This is a genomic window from Actinomycetes bacterium (assembly GCA_035489715.1).
In the GTDB taxonomy this organism is placed as follows: Bacteria; Actinomycetota; Actinomycetes; order JACCUZ01; family JACCUZ01; genus DATHAP01.
Genome location: DATHAP010000037.1, coordinates 1 through 13,287 on the forward strand (window position 1 = coordinate 1; position 13,287 = coordinate 13,287).

Annotated in this window: 12 protein-coding genes; 5 read left to right on the plus strand and 7 right to left on the minus strand. The window is 73.6% G+C overall.

Annotated features, from left to right (window positions below):
* The coding region (locus VK640_03230) for a fructose-bisphosphatase class II (protein ID HTE72198.1) at positions 1–456 on the plus strand (456 nt) is incomplete at its 5' end.
* Between the two features lie 24 nt (positions 457–480).
* A complete protein-coding gene (locus VK640_03235) occupies positions 481–1,053 on the plus strand; it encodes a peroxiredoxin (protein HTE72199.1) in 573 nt (190 codons plus the stop codon).
* A 43-nt stretch (positions 1,054–1,096) separates the two neighbouring features.
* Here VK640_03235 and VK640_03240 read toward each other — a convergent pair whose 3' ends face one another.
* Entirely contained in the window at positions 1,097–2,008 is a 912-nt protein-coding gene (locus VK640_03240; GenBank protein HTE72200.1) for an alpha/beta fold hydrolase, read from the minus strand.
* A 17-nt stretch (positions 2,009–2,025) separates the two neighbouring features.
* On the minus strand, positions 2,026–2,220 hold the full coding sequence (locus VK640_03245) for a hypothetical protein (protein ID HTE72201.1): 195 nt from the start codon (positions 2,218–2,220) through the stop codon (positions 2,026–2,028).
* 35 nt (positions 2,221–2,255) lie between these two features.
* Here VK640_03245 and VK640_03250 point away from each other — a divergent pair, with 35 nt between their 5' ends.
* A complete protein-coding gene (locus VK640_03250; GenBank protein ID HTE72202.1) occupies positions 2,256–3,926 on the plus strand; it encodes a fumarate hydratase in 1,671 nt (556 codons plus the stop codon).
* A gap of 24 nt (positions 3,927–3,950) precedes the next feature.
* On the opposite strand, the gene VK640_03255 is transcribed toward VK640_03250, so the two are convergent.
* Positions 3,951–6,878, minus strand: coding sequence for an AAA family ATPase (locus VK640_03255; GenBank protein HTE72203.1), 2,928 nt, complete (start codon positions 6,876–6,878; stop codon positions 3,951–3,953).
* 283 nt (positions 6,879–7,161) lie between these two features.
* On the opposite strand from VK640_03255, the gene VK640_03260 reads away from it, so the two are divergent.
* Entirely contained in the window at positions 7,162–8,592 is a 1,431-nt protein-coding gene (locus VK640_03260; GenBank protein HTE72204.1) for a class II fumarate hydratase, read from the plus strand.
* A gap of 64 nt (positions 8,593–8,656) precedes the next feature.
* On the opposite strand, the gene VK640_03265 is transcribed toward VK640_03260, so the two are convergent.
* From VK640_03265 to VK640_03275, 3 genes are all read right to left on the minus strand, one after another.
* Positions 8,657–9,244: a lytic transglycosylase domain-containing protein gene (locus VK640_03265; protein ID HTE72205.1), complete on the minus strand. Its 588-nt coding sequence runs from the start codon at positions 9,242–9,244 to the stop codon at positions 8,657–8,659.
* Positions 9,245–9,597: 353 nt separating this feature from the next.
* Positions 9,598–10,902: a PhoH family protein gene (locus tag VK640_03270; GenBank protein HTE72206.1), complete on the minus strand. Its 1,305-nt coding sequence runs from the start codon at positions 10,900–10,902 to the stop codon at positions 9,598–9,600.
* A 224-nt stretch (positions 10,903–11,126) separates the two neighbouring features.
* Entirely contained in the window at positions 11,127–11,888 is a 762-nt protein-coding gene (locus VK640_03275; protein HTE72207.1) for an isoprenyl transferase, read from the minus strand.
* Between the two features lie 64 nt (positions 11,889–11,952).
* Here VK640_03275 and VK640_03280 point away from each other — a divergent pair, with 64 nt between their 5' ends.
* The gene (locus tag VK640_03280; protein HTE72208.1) at positions 11,953–12,645 is read left to right on the plus strand and encodes a hemolysin III family protein; all 693 of its coding nucleotides are present in this window, start codon (positions 11,953–11,955) and stop codon (positions 12,643–12,645) included.
* 4 nt (positions 12,646–12,649) lie between these two features.
* On the opposite strand, the gene VK640_03285 is transcribed toward VK640_03280, so the two are convergent.
* Positions 12,650–13,279: a hypothetical protein gene (locus VK640_03285; GenBank protein HTE72209.1), complete on the minus strand. Its 630-nt coding sequence runs from the start codon at positions 13,277–13,279 to the stop codon at positions 12,650–12,652.
* Positions 13,280–13,287: the final 8 nt, after the last annotated feature.

Sequence of the window (13,287 nt, forward strand, 5' to 3'; positions counted from 1 at the left end):
AAATTCATCATGGATGGCGACGTCGCCGGCGCCATCGCCGCGGCCCGCTCCGGCACCGGTGTTGACGCGTTGATGGGCATCGGCGGCACCCCGGAAGGCATCGTTGCCGCCTGCGCCATCAAGTCCCTCGGCGGCGTCATCCAGGGCCGGCTGTGGCCCAAGGACGACGACGAGCGAGCCGAGGCCCTCGACGCCGGCCACGACCTGTCGCGGGTCCTCGTCACAGACGAGCTGGTGTCCGGCGAGGACGTGTTCTTCGTCGCGACCGGCATCACCGACGGCGAGCTGCTGCGCGGCGTCCGCTACAGCGGCGGGGTAGTCCGCACCGAGTCCATCGTGATGCGGTCGCGGAGCGGGACGACACGGGTGATCCGCAGCGAGCACCGGCTGGACAAGCTGAGGGCGTACTCCGCCATCGACTTCGAGGCCGGGCACCTGACGCCGCCAGCGTCCTGATGCACGCGACGTGGTGAGCACTCGGTGAGCGGCACCGCGCACGACCCCGAGGTCCTCCCGCCGGGACTTCCAGCGCCGTTCGACGACGGCGCCGCAGCGCACCTGCTCGGCGGCGACCTGCCGTTGGTGCCGCTCGCCGCCACCGACGGCAGCACCGTCGACCTGGCGACCCGGCCGGGGCGCACCGTCGTCTACGCGTACCCGCGGACCGGCGTCCCAGGCGAGGACCCGCTGGTGGCCGACTGGGACCAGATCCCCGGGGCGCGCGGCTGCACCCCGGAGTCCTGCGGCTTCCGCGACCACCACGCCGAGCTCGCCGCGCTCGGCGCGACGGTGCTCGGGCTGTCGACCCAGGAGACGGCCTACCAGCAGGAGGCGGTCGAGCGGCTGCGGCTGCCCTTCCCGCTGCTCTCCGACGTGTCGCTGGCCCTGACGCGCGCCGCCCGGCTGCCCACCTTCCTGGCGGCCGGCCAGACGCTGGTCAGGCGGCTGACCCTGCTCGTCGACGACGGCCGGGTGAGCCACGTCTGGTACCCGGTCTTCCCGCCCGACCGTCACGCGGCCGACGTGGTCCGCTGGCTCTCCGCCGCTCGCTGAGCCCCGGCGGGTCCAAGCGGCGCAGTGCGGCGCCCGCTTCGTCTCAGCCGCCGGCCGGGAGCAGCTCGCGCACCCGGTCGACGACGACGTCGGGCTGGTCGGCCGCGATGTCGTGGCCGGCGAGGTCGACCCGCTCCAGCCGCCCGGCGGCGGCGAGCGCGAGCCACCTGTTCTGGCCGGCCTCCCAGGCCGACTCGAGGCCGGCCTGCCGCCGCGGCGGCGCGCCCGGCAGGTGCTCGGCGATGCTGTGGGTCAGGGCGACCATCGGCACCGCCCCGAGCGAGCGGAAGGCCTGCGCCTGTGCGAAGGCCCGGCGGCCGTCCAGGTGCTCCCGGTTGCTCTCGGGCCGCAGCAGCCGGGCCCAGCTGTCCCGTTCGGGTGCGGCACGCCGCAAGCCGGCGAGCGTGTCGAGCACGGCCTGCGGGTAGCTGGGACCGGGTGCGTCGAGGAGCAGCAGGCCGCCGGCCAGGTCGGGGTCCTGCTGCATCGCCGTGACCGCGACCATGCCACCGATCCCGTGCGCGACGAGCAGCAGCGGCGGCTCCAGCCCGAGCGCGTCGGCGACGGCCCGCAGGTCGGTGCCCATGTCGTCGAAGGTCTGCGACTGCGGTGCCCGCCCGCTGCCGCCGACGCCCAGTCGGTCGTAGGCGCACACCCGGGCGGACGCCCCGATGCGTCCCTGCACGGAGTCCCAGTCCCGCTCCATCGGCGTCGCGAGGTCCGAGACGAGGAGCACCGGCGGGTCGTGCTCGTCACCCGCGCACCGCACCGCGAAGCGGTGCCCCCCGGCCCGCAGATCCTCCGCACCATCGACCTGGGCGTGCGCGGCCGACCGCACCCGGGTGTCCCCGTCGCCGTCGCCCGTGAGCGTGCAGCCCGCGAGGGTCACCCCGGTGACGACCGGCAGCAGCACCACGGCGCGCCAGGTCCGGCTCCCCGATCCCCCGAAGGCCATGCGTGCTCCCCGTCGTCTCAGCCGCCGGCAGCGGCCGTGCCGTCCCGCCTCGCCGCCGCCTCGGCACGCGCAGCGGCCTCCTTCAGGTGCGCGTCGTGCTGGTGGGTGGCGTCGCCGCGGTGCACCGGGTCCTCGAGGGCCTCGGGGTCCTCGTCCAGGTGGTTGCTCGCCGGCTCGGTCGAGCTCCGGCCGGGGGCACGGTCACCGCTCATGTCCGCACGGTAGGGCACGGCCGTACGCTGGACCAGTGCCGGAGTTCACCTACTCAGAGCCGCTCCCGCTGGGCCCGGACGAGACGGACTACCGGCTCGTCACCGACGAGGGCGTCGAGACGTTCGAGGCCGGCGGCCGGCGGTTCCTGCGGGTGGCTCCCGGGGCGCTCACCCGGCTGACCGACGAGGCAATGCACGACATCGCCCACTTCCTGCGGCCGGCGCACCTGGCGCAGCTGTGCCGGATCGTCGACGACCCGGAGAGCAGCGGCAACGACCGTTTCGTCGCGCTGGACCTGCTGAAGAACGCCAACATCGCCGCGGCCGGCGTGCTGCCGATGTGCCAGGACACCGGCACCGCCATCGTCATGGGCAAGAAGGGCGAGCGCGTCCTCACCGGTGGGGACGACGCGGAGGCGATCAGCCGCGGTGTCTACGACGCCTACACCCGGCTCAACCTGCGGTACTCGCAGCTGGCCCCGCTGACCATGTGGGACGAGACGAACACCGGCTCCAACCTCCCGGCGCAGGTCGAGATCTACGCGACCCCGTCCGGCCCCGACCCGGTGTACGAGCTGCTGTTCATGGCCAAGGGCGGCGGCAGCGCCAACAAGTCCTTCCTGTACCAGGAGACCAAGGCCGTCCTTAACCCGGAGCGGATGCTCACCTTCCTCGACGAGAAGCTGCGGTCGCTCGGCACGTCGGCCTGCCCGCCGTACCACCTGGCGGTCGTCGTGGGCGGCACCAGCGCGGAGTACGCCCTCAAGACGGCGAAGTACGCCTCGGCCAAGTACCTCGACGCCCTGCCGACGACCGGCTCGCCCACCGCCCACGGCTTCCGCGACATAGAGCTCGAGCAGCAGGTGCTCGAGCTCACCCGCGGCTTCGGCATCGGCGCGCAGTTCGGTGGCAAGTACTTCTGCCACGACGTGCGCGTCGTGCGGCTGCCGCGACACGGCGCGTCGTGCCCGGTGGCCATCGCCGTCTCCTGTTCCGCCGACCGCCAGGCGCTCGGGAAGATCACCCCGGAGGGCGTCTTCCTCGAGCAGCTCGAGCGCGACCCCGCTCGCTTCCTGCCCGACACCACGGACGAGCAGCTGGACGGCGTCGGCGACACCGACGTCGTGCGCATCGACCTCAACCGGCCGATGACCGAGATCCGCGCCGAGCTCACGAAGCTGCCGGTGAAGACGCGGCTGTCGCTGTCCGGCCCGCTGGTGGTCGCCCGCGACATCGCCCACGCGAAGATCAAGGAGCGGCTCGACGCCGGCGAGGAGATGCCGCAGTACCTGCGGGACCACGCCGTCTACTACGCCGGACCGGCCAAGACGCCTGAGGGCTACGCGTCCGGATCGTTCGGCCCCACGACGGCCGGCCGGATGGACTCCTACGTCGCGCCGTTCCAGGAGGCCGGCGGCTCTTTCGTCATGCTGGCCAAGGGCAACCGGTCGCAGCAGGTGACCGACGCCTGCCAGCAGTTCGGCGGCTTCTACCTCGGCTCGATCGGCGGCCCGGCTGCCCGGCTGGCGCACGACTGCATCAAGAGCGTCGAGGTCGTGGAGTACGCCGAGCTGGGCATGGAGGCGGTCTGGCGGATCGAGGTGGAGGACTTCCCGGCCTTCGTCGTCATCGACGACAAGGGCAACGACTTCTTCGCCGAGACGGCCCGCCCGGTCGCTCTCACCATCGGCTCCCCACCCTCCTGAGCCCGGCCGGCCCGGTCAGCCCCATCAGCCCGGACCCAGGCGCTCGCCGAGCTCGGCGGCCTCGTACCTGCTGGTCACCCCGAGCTTGCGCAGGATGTTGGAGACGTGGACGCTCGCCGTCTTCGTGCTGATCACCAGCGCGCGGGCGATCTCGCCGTTGGTGCGCCCGGCCGTGAGGTGGCCGAGGATCTCCCGCTCCCGCGCGGTGAGCGACGCGACCGCTCCGGATGCACGCGACTCGGTGACCGAAACGGGGTGCCGCAGGTCGATGCGGGTACGCCGCGCGAGCGCTGTCACGGCGTCCCTGAGCGGCCGGGCCCCCAGCCGGTCGGACTCGTCGTGCGCCGCACGGACCACGGGTGCCGCCGAGGTCAGGTCGCGGGCCCCCACGAGCGCCTGGGCGAGCCGCCATCGGGCGTACGCAGTCAGGTAGGGACGTTCGACGCCGACGAGCGCCTCCACCGCCGCGTGCCACGGCCGCGCCGCATCGTGATCGTCATCGGCGTCGAGCCGCGACAGCTCGGCGGTGCAGAGCAGCCGCAGCTGCGCCGGCCGGTAGCCCGGCAGCGCACCGGGGCCGCATGCAGCCGCCACGAGCCCGCGCACCGTCTCTTCTGTCTGAGCCCACGCGCTCCGGTCGCCGTCCTGCCCGCCCGCCCGGCGGCCCTCGACGACGTCGGCGAGCGCGCGGGCCCCGAGCCAGGCCAGCGGCGCGGCCAGCGCGGTCAGCCGGGGCGTGAGGACCTCGGCGTGGCCGACCACCTCGGCCAGCGCCGGGTTGGGGTCGCCGCGCCACAGCAGACCCTCGGCCCTTGCCTCGCAGCGGAGCAGGTCGAGGATCGGAGGCAGCCTGGAGAGGTCGCCGAGGTAGGTGTCGAGCCCTTCCCAGTCGCCGCGGACGGCCGCCAGCCGGGCCTGGTTGACCAGGGCGTAGTCGCGGTTCGAGCCGTGCACGTGGCGGGTGAACTGCATGGCCGACGACAGGTAGGACTCGGCCTCGTCCCACCAGCCGTAGGTGATGCACATCTCCGCCGCCTGGGCGCTCAGCCAGGACCCGTAGCGGATACCGAGCCCCCGCTCGTGGACGGCGGCGACGCCCTCGACGGCGACGTCGACGCCGCGGCGGCCACGGGCGTGGCAGCCGAGGACGTCGGCCAGGTTGCTGTAGGTCTGGCCGACCAGCTCGGCGTTGCCGTCCTGCAGTGCTAGCGGCACGGCCTCCTCGGCGTCGGCGATGGTCGACTCGTCGAGGTGGCGGACGGTGCAGCGGCTGACGAGCGCCCGCGCGATCGTCGCCGGGTCGCCGATCGCGCGCGCCGTGTCGACCGCCTCGCCGGCCAGCGGCTCCAGGTCGGAGCCGCCGCCGACCCAGTCCATGACGTGCACCAGCCCGGACACGACGACGGCGCGGCCGGGCGAGGGTGGCTCGGCGGGCACCAGGTCGACCGCCCGGCGGGCCGCGACAAGCGCCGCGTCGGACCGACCTGCGTCGAGCAGGAAGCGGGCGTACTGCGCCTCGAGGACGCCGACCCGCACCGGGTCGACGTCGGGCGAGGCCTGTAGCCGTGACCGCGCCTGCTCGATGATCTCCACGGCCGTGACGTCGTGGTCGCAGATCGCCGCGATGTTGGCGGCCATGGCGAAGACGTCGACCTCCTCCTCGCCGACGAGCGGCTCGGCGTCCGGGACCAGCGGCCACAGCCGGCGCACCCGGTCGTACTGGCGGTGCGCCTCGTCGTAGGCGTCGAGCTCCTCGGCCTCCTTCGCCGCGCGGTAGGACCAGACGAGGGCACGCGGCGGGTCGGCGGCGCGGTCGGCGTGCTCGGCGATGACCGCGGCCCGGCGGTCCACCCGTTCGTGCGCGTCCGCGAGCAGGCCGTGCAGCGTGCGGCGCTCGCCGGGGAGCAGGTCGGCGTAGAGCGCCTCCGCGAGCAGCGCGTGGCGCAGCGACAGGCAGCCGTCGGCCTCGACGACGAGCAGCTGGGCGCGCGCGGCCTCGTCGACCGCCTTGTCGAGCTCGTCGCCGGGCCAGCGCCGGGCGGCGACGTCGTGCAGCAAGGCGGGCGTCACTCGCTCGCCGGTCACGGCGACGAGGCGCAGCAGGTCGACCGTCGCGGGGCTGCAGTCGCGGGTGCGGCCGAGCAGGACCTCGCGCAGGCTGGCCGGCAGGGTGTCGACGTCGCCGGCCAGCGCGGCCCGCATCAGGGCCTCCGACGCGTAGGGGTTGCCGCCGGAGCGGGCGTGGATCCGGGCCACCTGGTGGGCGCCCAGCACCTCCTGCGCGGGTGAGCCGAGCAGGTCGCTGAGCTGCTCGTCGACCTCGTCGAGCGACAGCGGACCGAGCGGCACCTCACGGACGTCGCGCGCCCGCCGACGGTCGGCGATCCAGTCGCCGAGCGCGTCGCGTGCCTCGTCGGGGCGGTACGCCACGACGACCGCCAGCCGCTGCTGGTCGAGGGCGGCGCACAGGAAGGCCAGCATCTCGAGGCTGGCGACGTCGGCGAAGTGCAGGTCGTCGACGACCAGCAGCGTGGGCCGCAGCTCGGCCGCGCGGTCGAAGACCGACGACACCGACGCGATCAGCCGGGCCTGGTCGCTGGCGGTCTCCCCCCTCGGTCCCAGCTCGGGAAGCAGGATGGCCAGCTCCGACGGGTCGGGGCCGAGCACCCGCGCCACGTCCTCCCGGGGCAGCCGGGCGAGCAGCGAGCGCAGGGCGGCGATCAGCGGCGCGTAGGGGATCCGGCCGCCGAGGAAGCCCACCCCGGTCCCGCGGCAGACCAGGGTGCGCCGCGGCACCCTCAGGACCAGCTCGTCGAGCAGACGGGTCTTGCCCGCGCCCGCCTCTCCGCTGAGCAGGGCCAGGCCGGGCCGGCCGCCGGCGGCGTCCTCGACCAGTCCGGAGAGCCGGGCGAGCTCGTCGGCACGCCCCACCAGACCCGGTCGCTTCGGCACAAGCCCCACCGTTCCGGGCGGACGGTCGCCGCGTCAACGACCGTCTGAGGTACCCGAGGCGGAAATCTGAGGTGGTCTGCCCCATGTGCCCGTTGCGTCGCGCACGCCACGATGGGCGCAGCGGTGCTGGGGGGCGCTGCATCAGGGGGCACGGGGACACGGGGGCACGGGCGGACCTGCTCGACCGGCGCAGGGGAGCGGTCGGCAGGCCCGCCGGGCGGTCGGCACGGGCCTGGCGACCCGGCCGGCCGCCCGTCTTGCTCCCGTGGGGTAGGAAGTCGGCATGACCGAGAACGCCGAGAACGCCGAGAACGCCGCCGGCACTGACCGGACCGCCTACCGCACCGAGCACGACTCGATGGGCGAGGTCCGGGTCCCCCGTGACGCGCTCTACCGGGCCCAGACCCAGCGCGCGGTCGAGAACTTCCCGGTGTCCGGGGTGCCGGTCGAGCGGGGCCTGATCGGGGCCCTGGCGTCGGTCAAGGGCGCTGCCGCCGTCGTCAACGGGCGGCTCGGCGTCCTCGACGCCGACGTCGCGCGGGCGGTGCACGACGCGGCCGCCGAGGTGGCGCGCGGTGACCACGACGAGCACTTCCCGGTCGACGTCTTCCAGACCGGCAGCGGCACGTCGACCAACATGAACGCGAACGAGGTCATCGCGACCCTTGCCGCGAGGCAGCTCGGACGTGACGTCCACCCCAACGACCTCGTCAACGCTTCGCAGTCGTCCAACGACGTGTTCCCCACGGCGATCCACATCGCCGCCATGCGCGCCGTGGTGCGCGACCTGGTGCCGGCGCTGCGTCACCTCGAGGCGGCGCTGTCGCGCAAGGCGGCCGAGCTGTCGACGGTGGTGAAGTCGGGCCGCACTCACCTGATGGACGCGACGCCGGTGACGCTCGGCCAGGAGTTCGCGGGCTACGCGGCCCAGGTGGCGCGCGGCGTGGAGCGGGTCGAGGCCACGCTCCCGCGGGTCGGCGAGCTGCCGCTCGGTGGCACCGCCGTCGGCACCGGCATCAACACCCCTCCCGGGTTCGCGGCCGCGGTGGTCGAGCTGCTGGCCGACGACATGGGGCTACCCCTGCGCGAGGCGCGCGACCACTTCGAGGCGCAGGGTGCGCGCGACGGCCTGGTCGAGCTGTCCGGCCAGCTGCGGACGATCGCGGTGTCGTTGACGAAGGTCTGCAACGACCTGCGCTGGATGGGGTCGGGACCGCGGACCGGACTGGCCGAGATCCGGCTGCCCGACCTCCAGCCGGGGTCGTCGATCATGCCGGGCAAGGTGAACCCGGTCGTGCCCGAGGCGACGCTGATGGTCTGTGCGCAGGTGGTCGGCAACGACGCGGCCGTGGCCTGGGCCGGGGCGTCCGGCGCGTTCGAGCTCAACGTGATGATGCCGGTGATGGCGCGCAACGTGCTCGAGTCGGTGCGGCTGCTCGGCAACGCGTCGCGCCTGCTCGCCGACCGGTGCGTCGACGGCATCCAGGCCGACGAGGAGCGGTGCCGCGAGTACGCCGAGTCGTCGCCGTCGGTCGTCACGCCGCTGAACCGCTACATCGGCTACGAGGCGGCCGCGAAGGTGGCCAAGCAGTCACTGGCCCAGCGGCGCACGATCCGCGACGTGGTCGTCGACCTCGGCTACGTCGAGCGCGGCGACCTCACCGAGGAGCAGCTCGATGAGGCGCTCGACGTGCTGCGCATGACGCACCCTTGACGCTGCCGCGTCATTGGCTCGTCGGCCACGTGGAGTGGCGGACGCGCCACCGCGGCGCGGTGGGTCAGTACCAGCCCTGGGACTGGAACTCGGACCAGGCACCGCACGGCGTGCCGTAGCTGCCGCTGATGTAGGCCAGGCCCCACCGGATCTGGGTAGTGGGGTTGTCGGCCCAGTCGCTGCCATAGGCGCCCATCTTCGAGCCAGGTAGCGCCTGCGGGATGCCGTAGGCACCCGACGACGGGTTCTGCGCGTGCGGGTCCCAGCCGGACTCGCGGGTCCACAGCGCGTCGAGGCAGCCGAACTGGTCGGCAGCCCAGCCGTACTGGCTCGCAGCGAGGCCCGCCGCGACGCCCCGCGGGTCGCTGCCGTAGCTGCGGGCCCGAGACGCGCGCTCCTCGTCGGCCTCGCGGGCCTCGCGGGTCGCCCGCGCGCGGGCCAGCCGAGCGGCGCGGGCCGCCTGGCGCTTGTGCTTCTTCTCGATCTGCAGGGCGCGCTCGCCGGCCGGGACCACGGAGCGGCTCACCGACGCCTCGGGCGGCAGGTCGCCGATGCGGGTCACGGTGCTCTCCGCACCCCACGCGCTGACCCCGGCGGTGCCGGCGACGACACCCGTCAGCCCGGTTGCGGCGACGACGGCCGTCGCAGCCATGGCAGTCCCCCGGATCGTGATCCGGTTCTTCACGTTCGGTCCTTCCGGCGTCGGCCGGCACCCTCATGCGCTGCCGGCTGGCGTCACCCCGGGCCACGGCGGTGGTCGGCCATGGAGCGGCGTGGGCGGCGATCGGATCTGGCCGGTCACTCTGCGTCACAGGAACGTGACGACCCCACGCGGGGTCTGTCCCGTCGACCATGACCCATGCAGGGGCGGAAAGCCAACGCAGACGCCGTGTTCTCCCTCACACCGGCGTGCCGGAGTGACCGACGTCACCGGGACATCCTCGGTACGACGTGGTCACCCAGGGTGATCAGGCCACCCCGTCGGCGGTGCCGGACAGGGCCGCCTCAGGCCGGCAGGTCCTCCAAGAGCTCGGTGACGAGGGCCGCGATCGGCGACCGCTCGGACCGGGTCAGAGTCACGTGCGCGAACAGGGGGTGCCCCTTGAGCGCCTCGATCACCGACGCGACGCCGTCGTGGCGGCCGACCCGCAGGTTGTCGCGCTGGGCCACGTCGTGGGTGAGCACCACCCGGGAGCCCTGACCCACCCGGGACAGGACGGTGAGCAGCACGTTGCGCTCCAGCGACTGCGCCTCGTCGACGATGACGAACGCGTCGTGCAGCGAGCGGCCGCGGATGTGGGTCAGCGGCAGCACCTCCAGCATGCCGCGGTCCATGATCTCGTCGACCACGTCGCCGGTGACCAGGGCGCCCAAGGTGTCGAAGACCGCCTGCGCCCAGGGGTTCATCTTCTCCGACTCGCTGCCCGGGAGATATCCGAGGTCCTGCCCGCCGACGGCGTACAGCGGGCGGAACACGACGACCTTGCGGTGCTGGCGACGCTCCATGACGGCCTCGAGCCCCGCGCACAGCGCGAGTGCGGACTTGCCGGTGCCGGCCCGCCCACCGAGCGACAGGATGCCGATGTCGGGATCGAGCAGCAGGTCCAGCGCCACCCGCTGCTCGGCCGAGCGGCCGTGCAGCCCGAAGGCGTCGCGGTCACCGCGGACCAGCCGAACCTGCTTCTCCGGGGTCACCCGGCCCAGGGCGCTGCCTCGCTCGGAGACCAGGACGAGCCCGGTGTGGCACGGGAGCTCGCGGGCCTCGGGCAGGTCGGCCCGCTCGGTGTCGTAGAGACTGTCGACGAACTCCGCGGGGACCACGGCCTCGGCCATGCCGGTGAAGCCGGACTCGACCACACCCTTGCCGCGGTACTCCTCGGCGGTGATCCCCACCGACGAGGCCTTGACCCGCATCGGCAGGTCCTTGCTCACCAGTGTCACGTCGGCGCCCTCGGCCGCGAGGTTGCGGGCGACGGCGAGGATCCGGGAGTCGTTGTCGGCCAGCCGGAAGCCCGGCGGCAGGATCGAGGGGTCGGTGTGGTTGAGCTCCACCCGCACCGTGCCGCCGACCTCCCCCACCGGGAGGGGTGCGTCGAGCCGGCCGTGCCGCACCCGCAGGTCGTCGAGCAGGCGCAGCGCCTGGCGCGCGAAGTAGCCGATCTCGGGGTGGGCCCGCTTGCCCTCGAGCTCGGTGATCACGACCACCGGGAGGACGACCTCGTGCTCGTCGAAGCGCAGCATGGCCAACGGGTCGGCGAGCAGCACGCTGGTGTCGAGGACGAAGGTGCGCGGACGGTCGGCAGCTGCCACGAAGGTTTCCCCTCAGACGTGGGTGGTGACCGGGACCCGACCCTGGGGCCGGGCGCCGGCCCCTCCCCCTGCGCCAGTGACTGGCTCGCGCATCAGCACGGAGTGGGCCTCCCGAGCGTCCGGCGCGGATGCCGTCCGCTGGTCCGGACGGTACGCCCGCGTCGCGCCGGTCTCGCCCCGACACGCGGGCGTTCACCAAGGCGTCACCCGGCCGCCGCAGGACGTCACTCCCCGAAGCGACGCCCGCGGGCCGCATAGGCCCGGATCGCCCGCAGGAAGTCGACCTTGCGGAAGTCCGGCCAGTAGGCCTCGCAGAAGTAGAACTCGGAGTGCGCGCTCTGCCAGAGCAGGAAGCCGGACAGCCGCTGCTCGCCCGACGTGCGGATGACCAGGTCGGGATCGGGCTGGCCCTTGGTGTAGAGGTGCTCGGCGATGTGCTCGACGTCGAGCAGCTGCGCGAGGTCCTCGATGGTCGTCCCCTTGGATGCATGCTCCTGCAGCAGCGAGCGCACCGCGTCGGCGATCTCGCGCCGACCGCCGTACCCGACGGCGACGTTGACGTGCAGGCCCGGCACGTCGGCGGTGCGGTCGGCGGCGTCCTTGAGGATCCGCGCGGTCTCGTCGGGGAGCAGGTCCAGGGCGCCGACCGGCAGCACCCGCCAGCGACCGGTGCCGGCGATCTCGGTGACCAGCCGCTCGATGATGGCCAGCAGCGGCCGCAGCTCGGAGTCGGGCCGGTTGAGGTTGTCGGTCGAGAGCAGCCACAGGGTGACGACCTCGACGTCGATCTCCTCGCACCAGCCGAGGAGCTCCTCGACCTTGTCCGCGCCGGCCCGCCAGCCGCGCGACTTGGGCGCCCCGGAGGCCTTGGCCCACGGCCGGTTACCGTCCAGGATCACCCCGACGTGGCGCGGGATCTGCTCGTGGTCCAGCGCGGACTCCAGGCGCCGCGCGTAGAAGCCGTACAGCAGGTCGCGCACGGGCAGCACCCTAGACCCGCCGTTAACCTACCGGTTGGTAACTTACGGGCGCGTAGGTTACCGTGGGCGGATGGCCCCCGACCCGCGCACAGTCGTCGACTCGTTCGAGGACGAGGTGCACCGGCTGGCGCGGACCGTCAAGCCCAGGCTGCGCGGGTGGCTGCACGCCGGCACCTTCCCGGTGTCTGTCGCCGCCGGGATCGTGCTGGTCGTCCTCGCCGACGGCACCCGTGAGACCGTCGCGACGGCGATCTACGCCGCCAGCGCCTCGCTGCTGTTCGGCATCAGCGCGCTCTACCACCGCGGCCACTGGTCACCGAAGGCCGAGCGCCGGCTCAAGCGGCTCGACCACTCGAACATCTTCCTGATCATCGCCGGGACGTACACCCCGTTCAGCCTGATCCTGCTCGAGAACGACGGCGGCACGGCCCTGCTCTGGATCGTGTGGGCGGCCGCGCTGGGTGGCATCGCCTTCCGGGTGCTGTGGGTCGGCGCACCGCGTTGGCTCTACACGCCGGTCTACATCGGGCTCGGCTGGGTCGCTGTGTTCTACCTCGGCGACATCCTGGACGCCGGGGGCTGGGCGGTCGTCGCTCTGCTCGCGGTGGGCGGGCTGTTCTACACCGCGGGCGGCATCGTGTACGGCCTCAAGCGACCCAACCCGTCGCCCCAGTGGTTCGGCTTCCACGAGGTCTTCCACGCACTGACGCTCGGGGCCTACGCCGTGCACTACGTGGCGGTGTCCCTGACGACGTACAGCTGACCTGCTACTGACCCGCGTCCGCGGACCCGCCTGACCCGCCAGCGCCCTCGGGCTCGCCGTCCGGGCCCTGGGCCCGAACCCGCTCGACCTCCTCCATCGCGGCACGCAGCTCGCGCAGCCACTCGTCGGCGTGCCGGCCGACCAGGCGCACCGACCAGGCGAGCGCCTCGGACCGTGACCGGGCGACGCCCGCACCGACCAGGGTGTCGAGCACCATCCGCTCCGGCTGGCGCAGCCGGGTCATGACCGGGACCGCGAGGTGGGTGAAGAGCAGCCGCTCCGCGCCGACCCGCACACCCCACGCGACCTTGCGGTCGAACCGGTGCTCGGCCTCCCGGGCGATCGAGATCCGCTCCTCGCGGGTGCTCTCGCGGAACTGCCGGGCCCGTCCCTCGGCCGCGGCCGCCCGCTCGGCGTCGCTCGCGTCGGCGGCGACCTGCGGGTCGGCAAGCGTGCCGACGACGGTGATCTCCTCGCGGTCGACCTCGACCTCGACCGGCCCGGTGAACCAGCCCTGGGGCAGCCGGCCGGTGAACCAGCCGCGGACCGCGCCGGCCAGCTCGGTGCTGTCGGCCCGGCCGGTGTCCTGCCCGGCGCCGTGCGGGCCGGTGTGCGGGTGGTGTCCTCGTCTCATGCAACGAT